The organism is Vibrio sp. KUL78 (assembly GCF_059725505.1).
Genome location: NZ_AP045838.1, coordinates 1,155,319 through 1,179,777 on the forward strand (window position 1 = coordinate 1,155,319; position 24,459 = coordinate 1,179,777).

Annotated in this window: 20 protein-coding genes; 9 read left to right on the top strand and 11 right to left on the bottom strand. The window is 45.9% G+C overall.

All coding sequences use genetic code 11. From position 1 onward, the window contains the following. Window positions 1–259 precede the first annotated feature (259 nt). On the top strand, window positions 260–1,702 hold the full coding sequence (locus AC6I8Y_RS21820; protein ID WP_498021654.1) for a sugar porter family MFS transporter: 1,443 nt from the start codon (window positions 260–262) through the stop codon (window positions 1,700–1,702). Between the two features lie 121 nt (window positions 1,703–1,823). Continuing rightward, window positions 1,824–2,726: a LysR family transcriptional regulator gene (locus tag AC6I8Y_RS21825; protein ID WP_234496198.1), complete on the top strand. Its 903-nt coding sequence runs from the start codon at window positions 1,824–1,826 to the stop codon at window positions 2,724–2,726. Here the strand turns inward: AC6I8Y_RS21825 and AC6I8Y_RS21830 are convergent. Next, complete coding sequence (locus tag AC6I8Y_RS21830) at window positions 2,723–3,478, bottom strand: sulfite exporter TauE/SafE family protein (protein ID WP_498021656.1); 756 nt, start codon at window positions 3,476–3,478, stop codon at window positions 2,723–2,725. The two genes, AC6I8Y_RS21825 and AC6I8Y_RS21830, sit on opposite strands and share 4 nt — an antisense overlap. 2 nt (window positions 3,479–3,480) lie before the next feature. Continuing rightward, window positions 3,481–4,368 carry a sugar phosphate isomerase/epimerase family protein gene (locus AC6I8Y_RS21835; RefSeq protein WP_498021658.1) on the bottom strand — a complete coding sequence of 296 codons (888 nt, stop codon included), beginning with the start codon at window positions 4,366–4,368 and terminating at the stop codon, window positions 3,481–3,483. 189 nt (window positions 4,369–4,557) lie between these two features. Here AC6I8Y_RS21835 and AC6I8Y_RS21840 point away from each other — a divergent pair, with 189 nt between their 5' ends. Genes AC6I8Y_RS21840 through AC6I8Y_RS21850 form a run of 3 tightly spaced genes read left to right on the top strand, consistent with a single transcriptional unit; the run spans window position 4,558 to window position 7,107 of the window. After that, entirely contained in the window at window positions 4,558–5,766 is a 1,209-nt protein-coding gene (locus tag AC6I8Y_RS21840) for an acetyl-CoA C-acetyltransferase (protein ID WP_498021660.1), read from the top strand. 10 nt (window positions 5,767–5,776) lie between these two features. Then, the gene (locus tag AC6I8Y_RS21845; RefSeq protein ID WP_252015685.1) at window positions 5,777–6,430 is read left to right on the top strand and encodes a CoA transferase subunit A; all 654 of its coding nucleotides are present in this window, start codon (window positions 5,777–5,779) and stop codon (window positions 6,428–6,430) included. Further along, window positions 6,430–7,107 (top strand): 3-oxoacid CoA-transferase subunit B, encoded by a 678-nt coding sequence (locus AC6I8Y_RS21850; protein ID WP_252015686.1) that lies wholly within the window; start codon window positions 6,430–6,432, stop codon window positions 7,105–7,107. Before AC6I8Y_RS21845 ends, AC6I8Y_RS21850 begins: the two co-directional genes overlap by 1 nt. A 91-nt stretch (window positions 7,108–7,198) precedes the next feature. On the opposite strand, the gene AC6I8Y_RS21855 is transcribed toward AC6I8Y_RS21850, so the two are convergent. The 6 genes from AC6I8Y_RS21855 to AC6I8Y_RS21880 form a co-directional block, all read right to left on the bottom strand. Further along, window positions 7,199–7,912: an oligogalacturonate-specific porin KdgM family protein gene (locus tag AC6I8Y_RS21855; protein WP_498021662.1), complete on the bottom strand. Its 714-nt coding sequence runs from the start codon at window positions 7,910–7,912 to the stop codon at window positions 7,199–7,201. A gap of 311 nt (window positions 7,913–8,223) precedes the next feature. Beyond that, window positions 8,224–9,378, bottom strand: coding sequence for a tetratricopeptide repeat protein (locus AC6I8Y_RS21860; RefSeq protein ID WP_498021664.1), 1,155 nt, complete (start codon window positions 9,376–9,378; stop codon window positions 8,224–8,226). A gap of 122 nt (window positions 9,379–9,500) precedes the next feature. Further along, on the bottom strand, window positions 9,501–10,310 hold the full coding sequence (locus AC6I8Y_RS21865) for a MalM family protein (RefSeq protein ID WP_498021666.1): 810 nt from the start codon (window positions 10,308–10,310) through the stop codon (window positions 9,501–9,503). Between the two features lie 60 nt (window positions 10,311–10,370). Beyond that, window positions 10,371–11,672 carry a maltoporin LamB gene (gene lamB, locus AC6I8Y_RS21870; protein WP_498021667.1) on the bottom strand — a complete coding sequence of 434 codons (1,302 nt, stop codon included), beginning with the start codon at window positions 11,670–11,672 and terminating at the stop codon, window positions 10,371–10,373. Window positions 11,673–12,138: 466 nt separating this feature from the next. Continuing rightward, window positions 12,139–13,041, bottom strand: coding sequence for a MalM family protein (locus tag AC6I8Y_RS21875; RefSeq protein WP_498021669.1), 903 nt, complete (start codon window positions 13,039–13,041; stop codon window positions 12,139–12,141). 84 nt (window positions 13,042–13,125) lie between these two features. Continuing rightward, window positions 13,126–14,454 carry a maltoporin gene (locus AC6I8Y_RS21880; RefSeq protein WP_498021671.1) on the bottom strand — a complete coding sequence of 443 codons (1,329 nt, stop codon included), beginning with the start codon at window positions 14,452–14,454 and terminating at the stop codon, window positions 13,126–13,128. Between the two features lie 437 nt (window positions 14,455–14,891). On the opposite strand from AC6I8Y_RS21880, the gene glgX reads away from it, so the two are divergent. Together glgX and AC6I8Y_RS21890 are read left to right on the top strand one after the other, a co-directional pair. After that, window positions 14,892–16,856 (top strand): glycogen debranching protein GlgX, encoded by a 1,965-nt coding sequence (gene glgX, locus AC6I8Y_RS21885; RefSeq protein WP_498021672.1) that lies wholly within the window; start codon window positions 14,892–14,894, stop codon window positions 16,854–16,856. A 152-nt stretch (window positions 16,857–17,008) separates the two neighbouring features. Next, window positions 17,009–18,775 carry a sensor domain-containing diguanylate cyclase gene (locus tag AC6I8Y_RS21890; protein ID WP_498021673.1) on the top strand — a complete coding sequence of 589 codons (1,767 nt, stop codon included), beginning with the start codon at window positions 17,009–17,011 and terminating at the stop codon, window positions 18,773–18,775. Window positions 18,776–18,826: 51 nt separating this feature from the next. Here the strand turns inward: AC6I8Y_RS21890 and AC6I8Y_RS21895 are convergent, their stop codons facing one another. Then, window positions 18,827–19,702, bottom strand: a complete 876-nt coding sequence (locus AC6I8Y_RS21895) for a LysR family transcriptional regulator (protein WP_128648908.1) — start codon at window positions 19,700–19,702, stop codon at window positions 18,827–18,829. A 148-nt stretch (window positions 19,703–19,850) separates the two neighbouring features. Beyond that, on the bottom strand, window positions 19,851–21,059 hold the full coding sequence (locus tag AC6I8Y_RS21900) for a hypothetical protein (RefSeq protein WP_498021675.1): 1,209 nt from the start codon (window positions 21,057–21,059) through the stop codon (window positions 19,851–19,853). A gap of 495 nt (window positions 21,060–21,554) precedes the next feature. Between AC6I8Y_RS21900 and AC6I8Y_RS21905 the strand changes: the two genes are divergently transcribed. Together AC6I8Y_RS21905 and AC6I8Y_RS21910 are read left to right on the top strand one after the other, a co-directional pair. Then, window positions 21,555–22,241: a DUF2057 family protein gene (locus tag AC6I8Y_RS21905; protein ID WP_498021676.1), complete on the top strand. Its 687-nt coding sequence runs from the start codon at window positions 21,555–21,557 to the stop codon at window positions 22,239–22,241. Between the two features lie 64 nt (window positions 22,242–22,305). Beyond that, window positions 22,306–22,908 carry a GDSL-type esterase/lipase family protein gene (locus AC6I8Y_RS21910; protein WP_498021677.1) on the top strand — a complete coding sequence of 201 codons (603 nt, stop codon included), beginning with the start codon at window positions 22,306–22,308 and terminating at the stop codon, window positions 22,906–22,908. 76 nt (window positions 22,909–22,984) lie between these two features. Here AC6I8Y_RS21910 and AC6I8Y_RS21915 read toward each other — a convergent pair whose 3' ends face one another. Then, entirely contained in the window at window positions 22,985–24,373 is a 1,389-nt protein-coding gene (locus AC6I8Y_RS21915) for an SLC13 family permease (RefSeq protein ID WP_394149440.1), read from the bottom strand. Window positions 24,374–24,459 lie beyond the last annotated feature (86 nt).

Genomic DNA, 24,459 nt, shown 5'->3' on the forward strand with positions numbered 1-24,459 from the left:
GATTTTTCATAGTTTGATAGAGGTAACATTTTTGGACAAAATGACAGTTTACCGGTAGTAGAAATCAAAAAGAGTCCATATGATTAAAACACCAGCAAAATGAAAAATAATTTTCAAACACACACAACTATAACATCTGCTGGACTTATAGAATGCCAATACTCGTACCCTACAAACCGAAGTATTGGGCTCACCTCAGCTAAACCTTGTTCGATGGTAAAGGGACAGTTTTGAGGGAATCTCAATAAGGAAAAATCTAATGGAAGCAACATCCAAGGTAGAAGCTAGTAAGCACAATATTGCCTATATCGTTCGTATCTGTTGTATAGCAGCGCTCGGTGGAATCCTCTTAGGCTATGACACCGCGGTAATATCCGGTGCGATTGGTCCTATCCGTGAACACTTCGGACTCAGTTCCGCACAAACTGGCTGGGCCGTATCCAGCGTTGTACTTGGCAGTATTATCGGTGCCGTTAGTGCTGGATGGGCAGCATTAAAATACGGACGACGTAACACCCTCTTTATCGCCGCCATCTTATTCATGATCTCTGCGGTTGGCTCAGCACTCGCCAGTACATTCAGTTTTTACGTCATGTTACGTATTGTCGGTGGTGTCGCCGTTGGCTTGGCTTGCGTGGTATCACCCATGTATATGTCAGAAGTCGCACCAAAGGATTTTCGTGGGCGAGCAGTAAGTATGTTTCAGCAGTCTGCCGTAATTGGTCAAACTGGCGTGTTTTATGTTAACTACCTCATCGCAAAGGGTATGTCAGAAGCATGGTTGGTAGATATGGGCTGGCGTTGGATGCTCGGTTCAGAGATCATCCCAGCGGCTCTGTTCGCTGCACTGCTATTTATTATTCCTGAGTCACCACGCTGGCTAGTATTGAAAGGCAAACTCACGGAAGCGAAAGCAACACTTTCTCGCATCTCGAACCCTGAACATGCCGACCGACTCATCTCTGAAATTCAAGATTCTCTAAAGGACAGCCGCTCCTCTAACAAAAACAAAGTCAGCCTACGTTCTCCACTCCTGTTTGCTATCTTGGTCATCGGTACGTTTGTCGCAGCAGCACAGCAGTTGACTGGTATCAACGTCATCATGTACTACACCCCGGAAATCCTTAAGCCAATTACTGGCTCTACTGAAAATGCTCTTTTCCAAACCACTTTTGTCGGCGTCGTATTTATCTTAGGTAACGCTTTGGGTATGTACCTTATCGACAAAGTGGGTCGTCTACCGCTGATGAAATACGGCACATTTGGCTGTGCACTTGGTATGTTTGTCGTTGGTTACGTGCTGTATCAACAAACTGAAGGGTACGCCGCTCTATTCGCACTGTGTCTGTATGTTGTCTCTTACGCAACGTCGTGGGGCTGTGCATGCTGGACTATGATTTCCGAGATTTTCCCGAACAGCATCCGCTCACGTGCAATGGCAATTGCGGTAGGTGCACAATGGTTCACTGGCTTCATCGTCACACAATCATTCCCTATGCTGAATGACAATGCTTACCTGCAAGAGAACTTTAACGGTGCCTTCGCCTTCTGGTTATTCGCAATTCTTTCCATCATCTGTATGTATGTAGTCGTTCGCTATGTACCTGAAACAAAAGGCGTCAGCCTAGAGAAAATGGAAGAAGCAATGGCTGAGAAACTGGGTAAAAAACACACCCACTCAGCTGACCAAGCTCATGTTTAACCATTAGTAAATCAGCAATACTTGGGAACGGATACTGTCCGTTCCCATTTTTCGTTTCTGGTTTCACGATTTGAGTCTTAGTATTTTTTAAACGCAAAACCGACAAACAGGGAGACAACTTATGCTCGATAAAATGGCTTTCTTTATCTACGTCATTCGCTCTGGTTCGATATCGTCGGCTGCGCGGCGCTGTAATATCTCGGTCTCCGCAGGAAGTCGTTGGTTGCAAGAACTAGAAAGTCACTTCGGGACAGCGCTTTGCTATCGCTCAAATCGTCTTTTAGAGGCAACACACGCCGGGCAAACCTTGTTTGAAGAATTCTCCCCACTTGTCGATAGTGCCGAGCGCATTACGCGTAAGCTTGAAGATTATCAATCCCATGAGAAAGGTCATATTGATATCGCCTGTACACCCGTTTATGCCAATCACTTTCTGATGGATAAACTGCGTCACTACGCCAACGATCACCCAGAGGTCACTTTTAATATCAATGTCACCCCTTGGGCACTGGACCATGCGAGTACCAGTGACCTGATGATTAGCGCCAATGCGAGCTATCAGGGCTATCGTGAAAAAGATTTATTGCTAGTGAAAAGAGAGCTAATGCAATGCCCATTCGTCGTTGTGGCCTCCCCCGACTACCTGAGTGATCACAATGAACCTGAGCATCCACAAGATCTCCTTAAACATCCTTGCTTAGTAGCAACAACGTTAACAGGCAGCAACGATTGGATCTTTAGACGTCAGTCTGAAAATATTCTTTTAAAGGTGCCAAAAACCATTGAGGTCAACGACAGTGATTTACTTCTAAAAGGGGTAATGAACGGAATGGGTATCGCCTATTTGCCAGACTTTGTAGTCAATGAGGCGATTGATAATGGCAAGTTAAAGCCACTTTTGCTTGATTATGAGACTAGCGTGTGGAGCCTCAACCTGTACTATCACTCGCCGCAGTCGGCTTCACCAACTGCGACAAAGTTCAAAACGTACTTGTTAAGTGATGACCCAGATGCAGGGAATTAAATGACAGCAACAGCCGCATCAAAACAGAGCTTGCTACCCGATAAAAATAGGAACAGATAACAAAGCTGATAGATCCTCGTCTGACTGACACGATGCAGCAACATTACCCCGAGTTTGACGCCAAGCGGTGCCAAAGGGATAAGAATAAGCGCCGTTAACAGGTTGGTCGAATCAAACTCACCTAGTGCTATATATGGGATCACTTTTGCAAGATTAATAAGACCAAACAACACCGCCATGGTTGCAATCAGAGTGACCTTCTCAAGCTTCAACGGCAGCAAGTAGATGCTTGCAGGTCCTCCACCAGCATGAATAGCGGTGCTCGAAAATCCACTTAAACTGCTCCAGAGCCACGCCGAAAAAGTACTTGGCTTTGATCGCTCACGCTCGCCACCCAGCCAGTACTGAAAGCAGAATGCTAGTGACAGCAAACCAATAGTAAGCTTTAGACCCGCTTCTGAAGTCACTCCTAGAAACAGCCCCGCTAGTAACACGCCGAGCAAAGCGCCTGGCAGCATGCTTTTGATCACTCTGTAATCGGCGTTTTTATAATGGTGACTAACCGCAAAGATATCCATCACGATTAGAATGGGCAGCAATATCGCCGCTGCTTGTGTTGGTGCGACGACGAGCGCCATAAGCGGCACGGCGATAATGCCTAAAGCCCCGCCAAGACCGCCCTTGCCAATTCCATAGATAAGGACGGCAGGAACAGCCATGACATAGAAAAGTGGATCGGTGACCACGCTCACTGCTATACCCCAACGGCGTTTAAGTAGTGTCGGCTGCGTTTAAGATCGTCTACAACACGAGTAAGCTCACTCTTATCATGCTCATGCTCAACCACTAGCCAGCCTTGATAATCGACCTCTTTTAACGACGAAAGTACATGTTTCAGCTTAATGTCGCCTTCACCTAAAGGGGTGACCAAGCCAGTTGCATAAGCGTCCACCCAAGGTTTTTTGTCGCGTATCGCCAGCCTCAATTTATCGACGGACACATCCTTAAGGTGAACGTGTTCTACGCGACTTGCATATTGCCTAATCACTTGGCTGGGATCCATGCCATCCAAAAAGGTGTGCCCAATATCGATGCACAAACCTAGCTTACTATTAGGGATGGCGTAAAGGACATAATCAATTTCATCTTGAAAGCTGATGTAACCGCCAACACCTGGATGCAATAAGCATCTTAAGCTGTACTTATCAGCAACCGCGATGACTTTATTTAGCACATCGACCATCGCGTCTTTCTGAACCTTATTCAACCTAGGCGCCGTTGCACTTTGACCTACTGAAGTGTTGCGCTCAGGATGATTCCCTTCCATTAGCAGCAACGTTTTGGCACCAAGTTTACTCAGACGAACGCAAGTTTTTTCAGTCTCGTCGAGAATCTGTTCTAAAGCATTTACGTCACTAAATGGCAGTTGAAGCTTTCCCGCACAAATGGTGAGTCCTCGGGTTCTGCAAGCACTGCTTAGTAGTGATTCATCCTCGGGAAAGTACTCGGTCGGACCAAGCTCAATGCCTTGATAGCCACTGTCACTGGCTTCCATGAGGACCTTGCCCCAACTCGGGTTTTCCGGGCTGTGGGACTCTTCAATCCCCCAGCAGCAAGGGGCACACGCGATTCGATTCTTCATACCTTATCTCCAACTAGTTTTAACTCAGCATTGATGATTCCAAGATAAGAGTTAGCCCAATAAAAAGACGTGATCCGTCACTAACTTGGGTTTTGCAAATCTGCAAAGCGACTTTGAATTCCTGCCTGTAACGCTCCAACACATCGACGATTTAGACTGTTATCAAGCTTGGAAATTTAGGAGACAGGCATGGAACGTGTATTTATCGTGGCGGCAAAACGCACGCCTATTGGCAGTTTTAATGGTGCATTGAGCGCCCTATCGGCATCGGAGCTTGGCGCGCATGCTATCAAAGCGACGCTAGAGCAGGCAGACATCTCGCCAGATATGGTTGATGAAGTGATCGCGGGTAATGTGCTCACCGCTGGCGCCGGCATGGGACCAGGAAGACAAGCCGCATTAAAGGCCGGTATACCCGATTCAGTGCCTGCCTATACGCTCAATATGATCTGCGGTAGCGGCATGAAAACCGTAATGGATGCCGCAAGCCACATTCGAGCGGGAGATGCTGAGGTGGTAGTCGCCTGTGGTATGGAGAGCATGTCTAACGCCGCGTTCATTACTTCAGGACAGATTCGCCGTGGTCAACGAATGGGTCACCTTCCCCTTGAAGACAGCATCATTAAAGATGGTCTAACGGATGCGTTTCATCAGTACCACATGGGGATCACAGCTGAAAATATCGCCAGAAAGTTCAGCTTATCTCGTGAAGAGCAGGATGCATTTGCACTCAATAGCCAGAAAAAAGCGGTGAACGCCATTAATAAAGGCGATTTCAATGAAGAGATTGCGCCGGTTTCCATCGTCAGTCGACGTCGCCAAATTGAAGTCAAATTCGATGAATATCCAAAAGCCGATTGTACTTATGAGTCATTGCAAAAACTCCGCCCAGCATTCGATGCAGAGGGCAGTGTCACCGCAGGCAATGCCTCTGGCATCAATGACGGAGCCTCTGCCATCCTTCTTGCATCAGAGAGCGCGGTAGCGAGGTTAAACCTCAAGCCACTTGCTGAGGTGATTGAATATGGGCAAGGCGCGCTCGCTCCTGAAGTAATGGGACTAGGTCCAGTACCCGCCATCGCGAATACCCTAAACAAAGCGCATTTGTCGATTGATGATATTGAGGTGTTCGAGCTCAACGAGGCGTTTGCCGCCCAAGCGCTTGGTGTTGTCCACTCTCTTGCGGAGCAACATGATATTGATGCACCGTGGCTACTGGAGCGCAGTAATCTCTCGGGAGGGGCGATTGCACTCGGTCATCCTATTGGCGCCTCAGGCAACCGCATCCTCACGACCTTGGTGTATCAACTTCATCGAACCCAGCAAAACCTTGGCTTAGCATCGCTTTGTATTGGTGGTGGTATGGGTACGGCTGTCATCTTGAAACGTTACAACTAAGGAGAATACGATGAAAAAGTCTGCAAATGCCGAGCAGCTTCGTCCTCTTTTCCATGACGGAATGACCATCATGATCGGTGGATTTATGGCGACGGGTGCTCCAGAGTCCTTAATTGATTTAATCAATGAGTGGGACATAAAAGACATCACTCTTATATCGACGGATACCGCGACACCTGGCTATGGCACCAGTAAGCTCATTGCGCAAAAACGCGTCAGTAAACTCTATGCGTCTCATATTGGTTTAAACCCAGAAACGGGCAAACAAATGAACGAAGGCACGCTTGATGTAGAACTCGTCCCCCAAGGGACCTTGGCGGAGCGTATTCGAAGCGGCGGCGCTGGATTGGGAGGCGTATTAACGCCAACAGGTTTAGGTACGTTAGTAGCGGAAGGTAAACAGGTCATCAAGGTTGATGGAAAAGATTACCTACTTGAAACGCCGCTTAAAGCAGACGTCGCCTTGATTCGCGGCTCAATCGTCGACACCCGTGGTAACGTGTTTTATCGCAAGACAACGCAGAACTTTAACCCTTTGATGGCAACCGCTGCTGACACCGTGATCGTAGAAGCGGAAACGATTGTTAATCTGGGTGATATTGAGCCTGAATCAGTACACACACCTAGCCTATACGTAGATTACATTTTGACGGAGGATGCGTAATGACGACTCAATTGGATAAACACACCATCCGTCGCCGTATCGCGTGGCGTGTGGCTCAAGAAATGCGTGACGGCGATATCGTCAACCTTGGCATTGGCCTTCCAACACTCGTGGCCAATGAGGTAGACAAAGAGGTCGAGATCTTAATGCAGGCAGAGAACGGCCTGCTCGGCATCGACAACTTGGCGACCGAGGAAAATGCAGATCCCGATCTCGTTAATGCCGGTGCACAGCCAATCACCGCAATCGAAGGTAGTTGCTATTTCGATAGTGCGGCATCTTTTGCCATCATTCGTGGCGGACATGTGGATTCAACCGTGCTTGGCGCTCTGCAAGTTGATGAACAAGGCAATCTCGCCAACTGGATCATCCCGGGGAAGATGGTCCCTGGCATGGGTGGTGCGATGGATCTCGTGGTTGGAGCCAAAAAGGTCATTGTGGCAATGGAGCACACAGTGAAAGGCAAACCTAAGCTTTTACGTCAATGCTCACTGCCGCTGACTGCGGTGAATCAAGTTGACCTTATTGTTACTGAGATGGGCGTTATCGAGATTACATCGAAAGGTATGTTGCTGACTGAGCTTGCGCCAGAGTTTACTGTCGAGGACGTGCAAGCAGCGACGGAAGCCAAGCTATTAGTTAGCGATAATCTAAAACCAATGGCTCTTCCTGTTTAAAGACACTTCAGTTCTCCCAAAAGAAAAAATGCCGCTCTTAAAGAGCGGCATTTTCTTAGGATCTGGTTAGCTTTTATCTACGCTAAGCAGATTAGAAGTTGAACGTTACACCCAAACGAACACGGTTTTCTACCTTGTTTTCATCGCTTTGACCGTTGCGGTAAGTGCGATCTAGGATTTGGTAATCTAGGTACGGAGCCCAAGTGTCAAAGCCAGTGTATTTAACTTGGAACGTGTGTTCCCACTTAGAATCAGCGCGGTCTGTACCTTTACTGCTCGTGTATGCGCCGCCATCGTTTTGCGCGATGTAAGCTGGGTTATATTCTAGGTTGAAGTCTGAAACGTTGTAACCAACCCAAGCGTCAACTTGGTTAGTGTTGTTCACGTTAGAACCGTCTGCTGCGTTAGTTGCAGCTTGGTAACGGTAACGAGCAGCTGTATAGAAGTTGCCAGTCGCGTACGTTGCTTTTAGGTATGGACGGTACTCAGAGTGGTTAGTACCATTCCAGTATACGAAACCTGGAGTTAGCGTTACGTTATCGTTGATCGCGTAGTTGTAGTTAAGCTCAGTCTCGAACGCAGCTACTGTGTGCTGGTTTTGGCTAAACGCTTTGTCGCCGTGACCTTGAGTACCTTCTAGGTGGATTTCCCAATCTTCGGCAAAACCCATACCCGCGCGAACACGGCTCTCGTAAGTTTTTGCTTCTGTGTTGTATGCACCACGAACGTCAACGTAGTTTGCGCTTGCTGGAAGTGCTACTGCAGCAACAAGAGCAGCCGCCAATGTCATTTTAAAAGATTTCATAAAAAGCTCCGTATAGAACAGGAATGCCAAATTCGGCACCGGATTTAATGTGCAAACGATGAGGCCACTGCCAAGCATCCTCATGCGTCACACCAAAACTGAGCTCAGAATATTTTTTTGAACATTGTTTTTGTCATGGAAATGTCAAACCCCTACATTGAGTGACGGGACTCACATCAATATTGAGTTCAATTTCATCAACGAGTACAGACATGAAATCATCTAGTAACAATAATGAAATATATAATCAAAAATGATTTATACGCATTAGATAACTGCCCTGTATGAAACAGCACGTCATATTTGAAACTTTATGCGGTGTAGTTGGTTCCGTAGCTGGAATACGAATACTGAGCGGAGTTGTCATCTATATCCGATTGAGGCAGCTCCTGCTCTGACACTTCATTAGATGGGATTGGTTTCTCTACTTCTTCTTTGCTTTCCGCTTTGTCTACAGTTAAACCAAACAGAGGCAGTTCACGTTTATAGAGCTTGTTGAGGGCACGGATAAGCGAGTGTTTTACAACGGGTCCAAATTGGAGCTTCTTCAGTACTGGCTTGGCTAGTGATTGCAGACCAACAACTGAATCCACACCTAACGTACTTCCCACAGTATCGCGAGCCGATTTAGCAGGTTCATAGCCCATGTACGCTGACATGAACAACCAAATATAGGCGATAGCCGCGCCATTGGGCTTCACTTCACGCCAGGCTTCACCGGCAAAGTACATGGCCTCAACATTGCCTTTCTCCGCGGCTCGCTCTAACCAGTAACAGGCACGTTGAATGTCTTGCTCGACGCCAACGCCGTTCAAGTAGTTAAGACCAAGCTTGGTCATCCCTTCTTCACTTTGCTTGTCGGCGGCGATCTCAAACCATTCTGTCGATTGTTTTGGTGACGGCGTTGGGTTGTCTGGTGAGATGTTCCAATCTCCCATGAACAAGATCCCTTCGAGATTGCCCTCTTCTGCGACTTCTTGAACCTTAGCAACACCTTGTGGAATATTTCGTTCGACACCCTTGCCATAGATAAGCGCTTTCGCGGCTTCAAATTTGGCATGGATATCGCCCTCAGCCCCTGCAATGCACAAGCGCCAGTAATTGGCCTGCTCACGCAACACCAAGTCTTCGCGCTTTTTATCACTTAAGCGAACAATGCCGTACATGGCGGTAATGTTGTCGAGCAACGCGCCTTTGTGATACCAATAAAGCGCTTCGTTGGGTTTGTTTCGTTCTGCTTCTTTGGCGAGATATAAAATGGTAGGAACATGACCAGTCTCTGCTTTAAAGATTCGATCTTGTCTTTCCTGCTGGCGAGCTTTTTCCATTGCTCTTCGATAGGCAGCTTCTCTAGCGATGCGCTCCTCCTCCATACGCTTTTTGCGCAGAGAGAGTGAGAACATCCAGACGAACACCAGAACAAGTGACAAACTGGTGGCGCCGATGGCAATGGCTAATGTCGACATAGTATGAACGGGCTTTTTAGTAACGGTTACTCTCTATAGTAACGGCTGATAGTCCGAACAATTAAGCGCGATTTTCGATCTAACCCACGCTTTTACAACATTAGCTCAATAATTCTTCTAAATTAACGCGATGCAGTCGAATTCACCGCGTTATTGAAGGTTTCTCTTGCCCCTTCCACACCGAGCGATTCCGCCTCCTCAAGTAAGCTCACCGCTTTTTTTAGATCATTATTTCGAACAGCTTTTGTAATCGCATCGTGATAGAAAGCGCTCGACTCTTTTGTTACTGCGACCGATGGGGTTCGCGATACGTTTGATTGCTGTTGTTCACTGCTTGCTATTGCGATAACGACTCTCCCCGTTTTTACGAACGGCACTTCGATGTCTTTGACCTCGGGCAAGTAGTTCCCGCGAGCTTCAGCATCGAGCTTTGCTGGGTGGGTAACGCTCACTGATTCCTTCAACGCTTTAGGCTTAGTGTAAACCACAAGCATGAGATCTGAGCTGTTACTTGGCGGCATAAACGTAAACGTGAGTTCTAGACGGTTTCCAAGATGGAAGCGAGCGGGTAAATAGTTGAACTCTTCCAGCTCATATTGCTCGATGATGCTGCCATCCTCACGAATAATGGCGATGTAAGGAGCAAAAGCCGACGAAGCTATCAAGCTTGTCACTGTAATGTCTAACGCGCCTGAGGATAGTGGCAGAGAAGCAACCACAACCGGACTCTCTACGCCATCAATCATGTATCGTTGACTGTCTTCAGCGATGGAAAAGGTCTGCTCACTTGGTGCCTTCAAAGGCCGTACATTCAGCTGTGAGACACTGTTTACCTTAGCCTGAGTTAGTAGTGACGTCTGCTCCACAACGTCTGCACTCTGACAGCCCGCTAAAAGCAAACAGCTACTAATAAGGGTGGTTGATAGTTTCATTATTGTCTCCTAAAAAGGGCGAAGTATCCTCCGCCCTATCGTCTTAGCTCTCGTTAAGTGTTAGAACCAAGCTTCCACTTGAACGCCAACGAGGAACTCATTTTTCTTTGATTTATCCGCTAACTGGGCGCTGTCTGAACGATCGTTAAGGTAAGTGCCGTAAACGCGGATTTCTGGACGAGCAAAGAAGCCTTCTCCCATAGAAAATGCCTGAGCCACCGTGAGTTTGCTGCCCTTTTTGTTACCGTAGTTGCTGTAGTTTTCAACGTACGAACCCGCTTCAAACACGGTACGTACGGTGTCTGTCCACTGGTACATTGGACGAATAACTGCAGAGATCAGATCGTGATCGGTTTTAGCACGGTTGGTTGCCGAGATAGCTGCATCGGTAGAGCGAGCTGCAAGGAATTGGTGCCCCATTTCCCACTTATCACCCAAGCTGATCACACCCCAGTTCAATAGACGAACACCTTGAGCGTCGTTATTCGCGTCGTCACGACGATCAAAGTTACCGCCATTGCCCAGATCCGCCATTTGTGCACCGTATGAGCTATTACCGTACTGAACTACCGTTTGGTTGAAACCGCTGCTCATGTTTTGGTGAAGGATCGCAGTCACCAAAGCGCCATCATCCGCTTGAACGTCTTTGTTGCCTGAAGCTGTGCCTGTAGAGAAGTTGTACGCACCTGCCACTTCAAGCGTTGCGTCCTCCCACAGACCGATATTCGCTAGACGCACATCAGCGATGTAGCCTTTAACTTCATCTTCTTTGTATTTGTCTTGCTCTACCCAGCTGCCAGCTTCACCAGGGTTGGTGCCAGGTTTTTGCACCCACTGCTTACCATCAAGCGTCTTTTGCTTAGTGCTGCTATCTTCGATTAACGCCACAGACAGCTTTTGGTTGCCGACTGAAATGTTCTCAATACCGCCGCCAGTACCCGACGTGTTCAAGAAGTAGAAGTCCGTGATATGGACATCACGACGTTGGTAGTAACGCTTACCCGCCCAAACGGTCGCTTCTTTATCAGAGCTAAATAGGCCCGTTGCTTGAACGTTGTACTGAGCAACGTTGAAGTCGCCATCTTGCCAACCGTTAGTACCACTGTTACCAGACGCAATCATGGATTCTACGCGCCAAGTTTGGTCGCCTTTTTTCAGGTCTTTACCAAAACCAAACTCCGAGTAGTTGTCGTTTTCATTACCTAAACGACCCACTTTTTGTTTCTCGTAGTTCGCATCACCCGTGCCGTTCGAGCTAAGCGCAGTACCCGCTCGAAAGTAGCCAAAGTAATCAACAGCAAAAGAAGGGGCTGCAACTAGTGCAGTCGATACTGCCGCTGCAACTAGACATAGTTTGTTCATTATTAACTCCGTTTATTATTGTTATTTTTCTCAAGCGACATCCAAAAGGCAGTGGAATGTTTGACTCGCAAGGAAAACAATCGGAGGAGGAGAATAATGATGAGAGTTTTGTTATTACAGGGGGAGTTATTAGGCTATCGGGAAGTTGAAGAGCGATTCTTTTAAGTAAAGAGATGGTTCATTTCTGACGAGATAGAACTTTTTCTACAGATTCAGGATTAAATTTGAAGTTCGACAAAGAAATATTGTGAAATGCACATAAAAACATGATTAACATCACACGATTATTCTATGGAAATTCAAATAACTTAAAATAACCTTTTTGAGCGACATCACTTTTTGAGGTTAAGTGGATGTGAATCGAAAAGAGTTCGCTTTGACTAGATAAATCAAAGCCCCAGAAACATTGACGGATAAATTACCTTACAATATCCCTGAGGCTTATAGAAATCACCTTGCGAACATCTTATTTGGTATTTATAGCCTTAACAAATGCATCTTGAGCACCCTCTACATTCAATGCTTTCGCCTCTTCTAGTAAAGCTAGAGCCTTTGGAATATCGTCTGCTTTCACCGCAGCTTCAATAGAACTGATGTAGTAATTCTGGGTTTCTGGTTGAGCGGTAACGTCGCTCTTTGATGTTGATGCTGCAACAGCGGTTGCAGAAGCAGCAGCTACTGTTCCATTCAGTTGAGGATCAATAGCTTCTGCTGGCGCCGCTGGCGCTTTGTTTGAACTTGGCAACAACGAGAAGCTACTAGGAACAGACAGCTTCACATTAACAAAACCACTATCGCTATGGCTTACCACAGGGTCTGCTATCATAGGTGGTTCATTACGTTTAGCTATTGCCATAGCTTTAGCTGGGTGAATTACTGTTGTCGTCTTTGCAATATCTTCATCGGTTGTGAAAATAACGGCATTTACGCGAGTCGTTGAAAGCGGTAGTGTTACCGACACTTCACCAAACAGGGCTTCCCCTTTAATAAAATCATTTCTGTCGTACTTAAAGGCAGAAGAGCTATATACCTTTAATAACTTAAAATCTTGATCGTACAGCGCCAAGCTTGGTGCGAATACGTTTTTGTTTTTCATCGGCGCAGTAATAGCGATATTGATCGTTTGCGCTTCAGGTTTGAAAGAGAATCCAGCGACACGGCTATCTATTTCAGCATTATTAAGTTGCTGAGAAAGGTCATTGAATTCAAAAGTAAAGGCTGATGGAACAGATACATTATTCCACTGTACTGAGCTCGTAGCAGAAATTGCCGCCAATTCGACAGAGCTCACTTGGTTAGATACATCTGTAGCGCTTGAGCATCCCAATAGCGCCATCAATCCAAGAGAAGAAATTAACATCCGTTTCATAGTGTCACCTTATAAGAAAAAAAATAGCCAGCTTTTACACTGGCTACGATTTTACGTGGTATGTAAAAGTATTAGGAGGTTAGATTACCACCATGCTTCAACTTGAGCACCAAACATTAGGTCATTTTTCTCAACTGCTAGGTCACCCTGGTACTTACTTGCAAAGATACGGATTGCAGGACGTGCCCAGAAGCTGTCACCAGCTTGCCATTGTTGAGCAATAGTGATCTTGTTTAGGTCTTGCTTCTCAGCACCCCAGTCCGAACCGAAGTCTTGTTGGAAGTAACCTACCTCAAGAATAGTACTCATAGTCTCAGACCATTTATAGCCAGGACGTGCAACGATGCTCATTGCTTTAGCATCTTCGCCATCAGTACCTTTATCAAGCTGAGCGTATACGAATGAGTAGCCTAGGTTCCACTTCTCACCTTCTACCACACCCCAGTCAATGAAGCGGTATGACTTACGGCCTTCTTGACCAGTTTCCATGTTGTAAGAATCACCTAGGTGGTTGCCTACGAAACCAGCCCAAGCGTAACCTTCAGTAGAGATTTGGATAGCTGCTTTGTTGAAACCAAGGCTGTGACCTTGAGTATGCTCAGCTGTGAACGACACACCAAACTTGTCTAGACCGTAATCACCAAAGTTGCCGTCTGGGTTATTCTCGTTCGCTTCTTGCGCATCTGTGTGTGAAGGTTGTGCACCAAGAAGGATGAACTCCATGCTACCACCTTCGTTTGTTTCAATACCAGTCAAACGTAGGTCGAAAGTGTTAGCTGTAGAGTAAACTTGTGTATTTTCTACTGGTGTACCATCTGCATCGATTACAGGTGCTTTCCATTTGTGCTGAACTGCCGCAGCGTGGAACTTGGCGAAACCAAGGTCAATGTTCTCGATACCAACACCGTTACCAGAGTTGTTCACGTAGTACATATCTAGAATGTGGATGTCTTTACGACCATAGTAACGGTTACCAGCCCATAGCTTCATGCCGTTTGCCATGCTGTAGTCTGCCCACGCTTCACGGAAAGAAGCGCGTTGACCGTTCCACGGGTCAGATGGATCTGTACCAATACCTTGGAATGAGTTACCACGGTAATCTAGACCACCGTTTTCGTAGCTACCAAAAGCTAGAAGGGTGTGCAGGTTGAATGCGCCGCCATCTTGAGCTTCCCATACTTTGTTTACGTTTAGCGCTAGCTCACCGTAAACATCACATTCGTCACCTAGACGACCTACTGCGTGACCAAATGTAGTTGGACCACCGTTACCGTAACAGTATTGAGAACCACCATCAGCGTTTGCACCGAAGCCAGCACGGAAATAACCGTGATAATCTACTTCTGCTGCTGATACAGAACCAGCCGCCAATACACCTACCACCGCAGCAGCAATTACACTTACTTTTTTCATTTAGAAAACTCCGTTTAACTTATTGTTATATTCAATTTCTTTTTCTTAAACGCTTCGAAGGCAGTACCGAAGTGTCTCAGACTTGAAATATCGGTTTAGGGTCCCGAGTTGATTGAACAATTGCAGATTAACGAAGTCGGTTGATGGAGGCGTCCTCCACCCTATCGATAGTTAAGGGGGATGAGAAAGGAGGAGAAAAATAACCGCATGGCGTTTTTTTAGTGCAGATCACAAATAAGGGGGGGAGTAGTATGGATATTGGTAATGTTTTGACGCGCACAATATGCTTTACATCACTGTTTTTAACTTTTTCGTAGTAAATGTGAAATTAAATTACATTTAAAATTCTGTGATCTTCGCTTGACCTAAAGTTTACAAACCTATTAACTATTGAAAGCACGATTAATGTCATTCACGAACAAATAGAAAAAATCTCTATGACGCAACATCAATCTAGCCCTTATCCACTGGGTGCCACATTAGATGAATACGGTTGTAACTTTGCTATTCATGCACCCGATTGCGAAACTATTTATCTCGCTCTCTATGATGACAACAACAAACAAGAGTTGTTCCCGCTTTGTGAAGATTATGCGGGAATCAAGCATACTCACCTTAATGGTATCCAAGCCGGACAACGTTATGGTTTTGTCATAGAAACTTGCGAAGAACGTCAATACATCGCAGATCCATATGCTAAAGCTCTGGATAAAGCCTTACATTATGTTCCACCTTTTACTACCGAGAAAAGTTTTGAGCTGCCTGCTTGTGTTGTTGTTGACGATGCATTTGATTGGCAAGGCGTTCGCTCTCCACGAATCCCACGTGATGAGATGGTGTTATTTGAGACTCATGTAAAAGGCGTATCGAAGCTCAACCCTGACGTTCCTGTCGAGCAGCAAGGTACTTACCTTGGTTTGGTTAGCGAGCCTATGCTTCAGTTCTACAAAGAGCAAAATATTAACTCGCTACAGCTACTACCTGTTGCCGCTTGCATGCATGAGCCTCATCTATTGCAAATGGATAAGGTGAACTATTGGGGCTACAACCCTTATGTCTTTATGGCCCCTGATCCTCGTTATGCGAACAAGGATGCGGTAGCTGAGCTTAAAACCACCATTAGAGAGCTTCACCGAGCTGGTATCGAAGTCATCTTAGATGTGGTCTACAACCATACCGCAGAGGGTGGCGATAACGGCCCTGTCTTTAACCTCAAAGCTCTCGACTCCAAATTCTATCTACGCCACGGTGAGTATTTCGCCAACTACACAGGATGCGGCAATACCGTTGATTTGAACTATCAACCAGCTCTGAATTTAGTCATGGATACCCTGAGATATTGGGTTCAAGAGTTTAAGGTTGATGGATTCCGCTTCGACTTAGCTGCAACCTTAGGTCGAAATGGTGACAACTTTAACCGAGAAGCAGCTTTCTTCAGAGCGGTGGCGCAAGATCCTGTTTTGAAGATGACCAAGCTAATCGCAGAGCCTTGGGATATCGGTCCAAATGGTTATCAAGTTGGTAATTTCCCATTTGGTTGGAATGAGTGTAACGATAGGCTTCGTGATATCACGAGAAGCTTTTGGCGAGGTGATCAAGGCTACCTAAAAGAGTTCGCGACTCGCATCATGGGTTCACGTGATCTCTACAGTGCGGCTAACTGGCCATATAAACTGACCGTCAATTACATTACCTACCACGACGGTTTCACCATGCAAGACTTGGTGTCTTACAAGCATAAGCACAACGAAGCAAACGGTGAAAACAACCGTGACGGGCACGGTGACAACCGCTCTCACAACTATGGGGTTGAAGGTCCGACAGATAATCCAGTTGTGCTGGCAACTCGTGAAAAGCAAAAACGCAATTTCATGGCAACCCTGCTGTTTTCATTCGGTATTCCTCATATCTTGACCGCCGATGTGCTATCTCATAGCCAGCAAGGCAATAACAATGCCTACTGTCAGGATAACGAATTGAGCTGGTTGAACTGGGAGCCAGAAGAGGCGAAAACGCACTTCAAGCAGTGGCTGTCTGAGATGCTGGCTGCTCGTCAGGAGTATATGGTGCCGTTTATTCGTGCATTCAGTGGCGAGAAACGTAACGACAACCGTATTTTCTGGAGTCGCGTTGATGGCCAACTGATGAGCATGGAAGACTGGAATCGCTTGAGCAGTGTTGCGCTTCATATTGGTATCGGTGACGATGGCGACGAAATGGTTTACTTAATCAACCAAACCAAAGCGCCAGCGCGCTTTACGCTACCAAACGATCGCTCACAAGTATGGAAAACCATCTGTGATACCCACATCTCTGATGCGGAAGTTGGACATGCTGAGGGGGAAATCCTTCAGGCTCCGATGTCGATGGCTATTCTTCACTACTCTGCCAACGCATCGTAACTAGCGTGGCGCTAAATCAACCAAAAAGAGTTCACATCGTGAACTCTTTTTTAATTCTATTGATCTAGGTTATCGCTAACCTTATTAATACTTTGAAATACATAACTCATTAATAGTAGTATCGGCGCAGTACTCAATTGGTTTTATATTTTATGTCGTTGCCTAAGCTGTTACTTCGCACCTTCAAGCCGCTCACTTTTGCGCTGATCACCCTACTGGTTTATCTCTCTTATCAGCACTATGAGCGCTCACAGGCGCTGGCTAAGTCCCAGTCTCAAGACAATGTGAAGGTTGCCTCTGCCCTTGTTTGGTCACAGATTGAAGCAACCTTTGCCAAGGTTGATTTGCTACAAGAAAGCATTGATTCAAATAGCTTCGATATCCTGACCAATCAAATATTAGCCAACAGCTACTTGTATAAAAGCATCGCGCTATACAACACCAAGACGCAATACTATTCCAACTTTAATGATGATGGGCTCACTGACAGCAGCCAGGCCTCAATTAAATGGCACAGTTTTGATGGCTTTGCACACCGATACGCCGTTTCCACACTCTATCAAAAGGCTGATGGATTTTGGGTGTTTGCGATAAAGCAAGAACAGGACCAAAGCCCTATTGAAGTTTGGTTTGAAATCGACGTACAACATACTACTCAATATCTCGCAAACCTCAAAACCTTGGACAATGGTTATGTGTTTGTCATTGATAAGATAACGGGACAACTGGTTTTTCATCCTAACCCATCTCGCATTGGCACGGCATCGATTAGTTACTTTGGTGGATTACAAGACCAAATTGAGGCGGGAGAAACGCGAGGGCAATACGATTACTTTTACAATGGAAACTTAAAGAAGAGCGTCTTTAGCGCACAAAATCCCATGGGTTGGGTGTTTGTCTCTGGAACCAGTCAGACAGATATTTTGTTTACGTCCTACCAGATATCACTGACCGCCGTCGTCATCCTTGCACTACTGTTACTCGTCTTCTCGATAAACTACATCACCTATCAACTGAACGAGGCATTATCTGAGTTGACTCGTGCAGAAGACATCGCACATTTTAAACATGACTTGAAGATCATCTTCGACCGATTTACCTATCACAAAGGCGTTCAATTCTGCTTGTATGACGCTGAGACACACTACTTCAAGACCATAGATTTTCACGGCAACTCAAAGTCTATTTTTCATTGTGAAAGACTCCCTAGAGTATTCGAATCAAGAGGTCTCAACTTTCTCTACAACAACAAGCATGATCCTCTTGCTCAAACGCTTCATATCACAGGGCGACACTACACTTTACCTCTCTATCATCAAGACGCACTAATCGGTGTTATCTACCTAAAGAGTTCTTTCTATGCGTTTGAAGGACTCATCAGAGCGATAAGAGATTTTTCTGAAGTCGCACTAGCAAATCTCTTGTTAACTAAGAAGGTGGCAATGGACGATGCCCTCACTGGACTTGAGAACGAATGGAGCATGCGAAACCATATCGCCGTATCGGAAAGCAACACTGTTATGTTCTACGCCGTGGTTGATATCAATGGTCTTAAAGGCATTAATGAAAAGTATGGCGAACACATTGGAGATAGTGTCGTCGTGCATGTGGCCGATATTGCGCGTAGGAGCTTCCCTAAGCCGAAAGCAACATGCATTGCTAGAGGTCAAAATGGTTGTATTAGTGTGCTATTTCACACTAGCCATATTGAGGATGCTGAGAAACAAATGGATTGGTTTAGGCAACTTGTCGAAAAACAGCCTTTGGATGTCGACGAAGGTTCTATAGAGGTTACGGTATCTATTGGTTTGACACAACTAGGAGACTCGGTAGACGCAACACTCAGCCGAGGAATAAAGAGCCTGCAACAAGCTAAGTTAAAAGGACGAAACCAAGTCTACAGCTGCAAAATTGCATAAAAAAAGCCCTCGCATGAGAACATGCGAGGGCTTTTTTAATAAAATGGAATACTAGAACACGCCCAGCATCTCGCATAAGTATTTGGCCGCAGGGCCCAAGCGGGTATTTGACTTCCACAGCACGTCTGCAGAGTTCATCATCTCATAACGTTGAAACTCAGGTCTGAAATCGATCAGGGTACCCATCGCTTGTTTCTCAACGATGTAATCGCGTGGCACGATGGCCCAGCCAATACCTTGCTCAACCAACTTAATCACATCTTCTTGGTCATCGGCCTGCCAAATATCTTGAGAAAAGGCACCTTGTGCTTTGAGAACCTTATTTTGCATCATGCTTCGGCAGACAATTTGTCGTTCACCAATAAGCGTTTCATTGCTCACCTGTTGCATGTCAGCAAAGATGGAATCTGGGCTACAGATACATACCCATTCAATATTCGCTATCGAGATAAAATCGACGCCATCCGGCACGGCATCAGCGGCTAGGTTAAAACCAAGCTCTACTTCATCTTTAATCAGTGCATTAGTTAGGTGATGAGCACCCAAACGAGATACGTCTACCTGAGTAAACGGAAAACGCTGAGACATTTTCTCGATCGCTGAATCAATAAGCGAAAATGGCAGTAAAGGGTCAAGCGCGATTTTTAATGTGTCTTCCACACTATCTACGCTGGCTTTAGAGTAGTTTCTGATACGCTCAGCTTGCCGCAATAGCACTTTCGCTTGCGACAACATTCGTTCACCTTGCGGAGTGAGTTTAGGGTACTTGGTACTTCTATCGAAAAGTGTAATACCTAGGTCTAGCTCTAGGTTATTCACTCCGATACTCACCGAGCTTTGACTCTTACCAAGATGCCTTGCGGCCGCAGAAAATGAACCTTGCTCTGCTGCAGCGACGAATGCCACTAGCTGTTCAATATTCAGCATACTCAACCCTTTGATTAATTGATTAATTGCGTTCTATCGTAAAACAATAGCACATAAATTGCACTTAATTATAAGCACCACAAATGACGACAACCCATTCATTCATAATGACAATTTAACCCTTCTCGCCATTGCTCGCATTCGATAGTTAGAAAGCTTCACCAAATCGAATATAGAAGCTGGTATTCCCCATTTTAGACACTGCAGCGTCTACACCAATCGTAAAACGTTCTTTGGCATTCAGTAAATACCTAACACCAATACCTGCTGACGGAATCACCTCGGTTTGAACAGCACTATTAACCTGGCGATCATCATTTTGGACCACTGCCGCCCCCGCAAAAGCAACACCACTCCAGAGCGTAGAAAACTTATGACGGTATTCGACCTCCGCCTGATACATTGAGTTACCACGATACTTGTTCCAATCCGCCCCGCGTAGGTCAGGCGTCACAAACTCATACTCAGGCGTATCACCAATCATCTCTTTACCAATCACACGATAAGCGAAGACATCGTCTCCAATCGGAAAGTATTGGCTTACTTCGGAATCTAAACGGTGGAAAGGCTTACCGGTTTTTTTATCTTTTGAGTAATGAAGCGTGCTTAAATCAACATTAAGCCCTTGGGTGGCTCCCATCATGTTGTCGCGTGAGTCATACGTCATCAAGAAACCGACCGCGTGGTTGCTTCCGCTCATCGCATTCTCGAAGGCTTTTTTGATTTCAGGGTCAGTCTTTTCGTTTAGACTTGCGTCACCACCACTCCAAAGCCCTTGGACACCAAAGTAGAGGTCATCAACGATCCGCTTGCGAACTTCACCATAAACGAAGTTTGAATAGGACGCATACTGAGCAGCCTTTGGAAGTTTCGCTCCAATTCGGCCTGTGTACTTGAGGTTTAGACTAAAGTGCCCCGCGTAGAAGCCCGCTCGCCAAGCGTCGTAAGCAAATACGTGTTCGTGACCAACGATCGCCATTCCACTATCTGAATCGGTATATTGACCGTAAAACATACTGGTAGACGGGTTTGTTGCCCCTTCCTCTCGGTCATGGATATACATGGCGTTCACACCTAAGCCAACACCCAGAGCATCATCGGTAATAGGCACGGGAAAGGCTGCAAATTTACGGTCAGGGAGCGCTTCGGAATCCTGCTCATTTTCTGAAGGCGTCGCGTCACTATTTGCGGCTTTGGGTGCAGCTGTGTCGTCTTTAGGTTTGATCTGAGGGTCATTGTTTGGCTTTTCTGCCGAAGGCTCTTCAACCAAAACAACCTGCTCTGTTGCACAAACAGCCGTGGATACAGACAATAGCGTAGCCATAACCATAGACAGTGGAGTTTTTGACGTCTTCAAATGAAATCTCTTTAAGTACAATAACTAATAGTTGTGTGCGCACTACGATTCCATTCAACAAGCCCCTCTAGATACTGCGTTGGGCTATACAGTGCTTGACTAGCGATTCTCGCTTTGGAGGGCGATGCTACTAGATTCAATTTCTATGGCAAAAACAACCTATTCGAAAATCGCATAGAAATTGCCACCTAATACCAAATAGGCCTCAGTTTGAGGGTTCAAAATATCCAAATAGCAAATAAATGTGAGCGCAGTTGCAACCAGACGCGAATCCATCAACTACCATCTTCAAAAAATGGCATATATTCATAGTGTTCCGATAATTGTCGACCTAATATGGCGTTACTAGAGCAATCACTATCTGCTTCAATACACAGATTTTTGTGTCAGTTTTTGATGAAAATTAAACGGAAAGTAACATACGTGATTGCAAACACACCGTAACCTAGGCAAGCTAGGCTAATCTGAATAACATATTCTGCTAGGGAAATAATAATGAAAGCATCGAATCTGATTGCTGCTGCGTTACTTGTTGGTTGCAGCACGGTTGCAATGGCTGAGGTAACTATTGCACTTCCAGAAAACGTAGACCTACTCTCTGTTAACGCTGCGGATCCACAGACTGACTCTAAAGGTTTTTTCTCATCTGCAGAGACGGCAACCTTGCCAGATGGCGTTAACCAAATTGTATTCAAATATGAGCCTTACTTCGATATCAACCGTGACGAGCGCAAAGTTATCTCTAGTAAAGCTATCATCGCTAAGTTTGATGCAACCGATGCTAAGCTCACTCTCAATGTCCCAACCTATCGCGATGCTCGTCAAGCCGAGAAAAATATCGACAACTTAGAATGGTCACTTACCGATGAAAACGGTGAAGAGATTGTTGTGGTTCAAGACCAACTCATCAAAGATGGCATGCAGATCGGTCGTGACTACAACCGCGAAGCAGAAGACTATAACCGCAAAGGCGGCGTAGCGGCGATCGCTGCAGCAGGCACGGTTGCCGTAGCGGCGGCTCCAGCAGCTGTGGCAACGACTGCAGCACAACCTACGACACTTCCTGCAGAAGCACCTGTTGCTGCATCAGACAACACGGCAGAAGAGATGCTTTTCTTCTGGTACAACAAAGCAGATGCCGAGACCAAGGCTCGCTTTAAAGAGTACGTAAGCAAAAACTAAACACTAGCGTATTGAGTAAGCCGCTCTAATGAGCGGCTTTTTCGATCTTGTAAGAGACTAGAAAATGAAAAAAGTTGTCTTGCTTGGCGACAGCTTGACGGCTGGCTGGGGTCTACCTCAAGGTGACAACTGGTCGTGCAAACTCGCCAAAGAATTGTCAGATATCGAGTTTATCAATCGCGGCGTACCAGGAGATACCACCACTGGCATGCTAAGCCGCTTCGAGCTACAAGTAATTGATGCTAAACCAGATGCTTTCGTGCTGTTTGGGGGGCTCAATGACCTGAACTGGGGGACGGACATCAGTGTCGTGGCTAGTAATCTCAATAGTATGATAGCTCAGGCACAGCACCATGGTATTAAACCGATTCTAATCATCACTAGTGCCGTCGATCCAATTGGGTCACTACCTATGTTTGGCAACAGTTCAGAAACTGTTGAAACGCTGAGGCAGTCAATAAAGACGCTAAGTAGCCAACACAGCGAAAAGCTCAAGGCGATGTATGGTCATGGCCCATACAAGCTTGAGGTTGTCGATGCCTTTATCGCCTTTGAAGAGCACGCGATAAGTCATAGTTATGCCGAACTTTATCAAAGTGATGGCATCCACCTCTCACCTTGTGGTGCGGATCTCATCTTGGAAAAAGTACGCCCTTTATTCCTATAGAACCATCAAATTAAAAGCCCCCAGCTACATATCACAGTGACTTGGGGGCAATATTTTTATCGATGTTTTTAGAACATTAAGCCCAGAAAGTCACTGCAATCAGGGTTAATGCGCCAATACAAGCAATGTTAAGTAAGATGCCGATTCGCATCATTTCTTGCTGCTTAATATGACCCGAAGCAAACACGATCGCGTTTGGAGGTGTCGCTACTGGCAACATAAACGCACATGACGCTGCAACCGCGATAAGCACCGATAGAATCACAGGTGACATACCAAAGGCTTCTGCAACACTGGCAAACACAGGTATCAATAGAGCGGCACTCGCGGTATTACTCGCAAACTCTGTTAAGAATACGACGAAAGCCGCGATCACTAAGATAATAAACAGCATGCTAAATTGGGAGATTAACTCGCTCAACTCATTCGCCAAGAACACACTCGTTCCCGTCGCTTTTAATACATTACTAAGACAGATACCACCACCAAACAGCAGCAAGACGCCCCAATCCGCTGTTTTTTCAATATCTTTCCAGTGAACCACGCGGGCAAAGTTAACGGCGACAATCGCACCCAGTGCAACAATGGTATCAAACTTAGCGTAGCCGCCTAGCATGGCATTGATTGGCTTGCTAAAGATCCAGAAGAACACGGTTAAACCAAAAATTAGCAAGGTGACAATTTTACCTTTGTCCCAATTCACTGGCTCATGATTAATCTCAAACTCACCATCGAGCTTTGGCTTAAGCACAAAGAACAGCACGGCCAAAGCTATAGGCAGCAAGATAAACGCGGTAGGCAAGCCAAATGCCATCCAGTCCGTGAATGTCATACCAATTTCGGCTGCAGCTATCGCGTTTGGCGGGCTACCAACCATAGTCGCAATACCACCGATGCTGGCGCTATAAGCAATACCAAGTAGCACAAACACGTAAGTGTTGTGACCACTTTCTTCATTCACTTTACTCAGTACACCAAGTACAAGGGGTAACATCATAGCTGCGGTTGCGGTATTACTGATCCACATCGACAGCAATGCAGTCACGCCAAAAAGCATAAACACGGCAACGCTCATGCGACCTTTTGCCATAACCAACACTTTGTCTGCGACCACTTTGTCTAAGCCTTGCCTGTGCATCGCTGCCGCTAAGGCAAAGCCACCAAGGAATAGAAAAATGATTGAGTTGGCAAAGTTGTTCAGCGCGGTCTGGGTATCAAAGACATTAAACAAAACCGCTATGACGGGCACCAGAACCGCCGTTACGGTAACGTGTAAAGCTTCCGTGAGCCAAAGCACAGCGATAAACGTTAAGATACTAATGCCAAGTACAACATTAGGCTCAAAAGGTAGGGTGGTGTAGAGCGCGTAAAACAGAACAATGTCAGCAAGAATGATTAGACTATTGCGGTTAAAAAACCATTCTCGGGTATTGGAGGGTAAGGGGACACTATCGTTTCTATTCATTATTATGGCTTCCTTTAATCAATGGGCGGCTGCTCCCTTGAGGGGCTAGCTCAAGAAGAGTGCCCTAGAAACCACAAACATCTCTA

What these genes read in the sequence shown, in the direction of transcription:
- AC6I8Y_RS21820 (WP_498021654.1), top strand. Translation starts at nt 260, where the DNA reads ATGGAAGCAACATCCAAGGTAGAAGCTAGTAAGCACAATATTGCCTAT.
- AC6I8Y_RS21825 (WP_234496198.1), top strand. Translation starts at nt 1,824, where the DNA reads ATGCTCGATAAAATGGCTTTCTTTATCTACGTCATTCGCTCTGGTTCG.
- AC6I8Y_RS21835 (WP_498021658.1), bottom strand. Translation starts at nt 4,368, where the DNA reads ATGAAGAATCGAATCGCGTGTGCCCCTTGCTGCTGGGGGATTGAAGAG.
- AC6I8Y_RS21840 (WP_498021660.1), top strand. Translation starts at nt 4,558, where the DNA reads ATGGAACGTGTATTTATCGTGGCGGCAAAACGCACGCCTATTGGCAGT.
- AC6I8Y_RS21845 (WP_252015685.1), top strand. Translation starts at nt 5,777, where the DNA reads ATGAAAAAGTCTGCAAATGCCGAGCAGCTTCGTCCTCTTTTCCATGAC.
- AC6I8Y_RS21850 (WP_252015686.1), top strand. Translation starts at nt 6,430, where the DNA reads ATGACGACTCAATTGGATAAACACACCATCCGTCGCCGTATCGCGTGG.
- AC6I8Y_RS21855 (WP_498021662.1), bottom strand. Translation starts at nt 7,912, where the DNA reads ATGAAATCTTTTAAAATGACATTGGCGGCTGCTCTTGTTGCTGCAGTA.
- AC6I8Y_RS21860 (WP_498021664.1), bottom strand. Translation starts at nt 9,378, where the DNA reads ATGTCGACATTAGCCATTGCCATCGGCGCCACCAGTTTGTCACTTGTT.
- AC6I8Y_RS21865 (WP_498021666.1), bottom strand. Translation starts at nt 10,310, where the DNA reads ATGAAACTATCAACCACCCTTATTAGTAGCTGTTTGCTTTTAGCGGGC.
- lamB (WP_498021667.1), bottom strand. Translation starts at nt 11,672, where the DNA reads ATGAACAAACTATGTCTAGTTGCAGCGGCAGTATCGACTGCACTAGTT.
- AC6I8Y_RS21875 (WP_498021669.1), bottom strand. Translation starts at nt 13,041, where the DNA reads ATGAAACGGATGTTAATTTCTTCTCTTGGATTGATGGCGCTATTGGGA.
- AC6I8Y_RS21880 (WP_498021671.1), bottom strand. Translation starts at nt 14,454, where the DNA reads ATGAAAAAAGTAAGTGTAATTGCTGCTGCGGTGGTAGGTGTATTGGCG.
- glgX (WP_498021672.1), top strand. Translation starts at nt 14,892, where the DNA reads ATGACGCAACATCAATCTAGCCCTTATCCACTGGGTGCCACATTAGAT.
- AC6I8Y_RS21890 (WP_498021673.1), top strand. Translation starts at nt 17,009, where the DNA reads ATGTCGTTGCCTAAGCTGTTACTTCGCACCTTCAAGCCGCTCACTTTT.
- AC6I8Y_RS21895 (WP_128648908.1), bottom strand. Translation starts at nt 19,702, where the DNA reads ATGCTGAATATTGAACAGCTAGTGGCATTCGTCGCTGCAGCAGAGCAA.
- AC6I8Y_RS21905 (WP_498021676.1), top strand. Translation starts at nt 21,555, where the DNA reads ATGAAAGCATCGAATCTGATTGCTGCTGCGTTACTTGTTGGTTGCAGC.
- AC6I8Y_RS21910 (WP_498021677.1), top strand. Translation starts at nt 22,306, where the DNA reads ATGAAAAAAGTTGTCTTGCTTGGCGACAGCTTGACGGCTGGCTGGGGT.
- AC6I8Y_RS21915 (WP_394149440.1), bottom strand. Translation starts at nt 24,373, where the DNA reads ATGAATAGAAACGATAGTGTCCCCTTACCCTCCAATACCCGAGAATGG.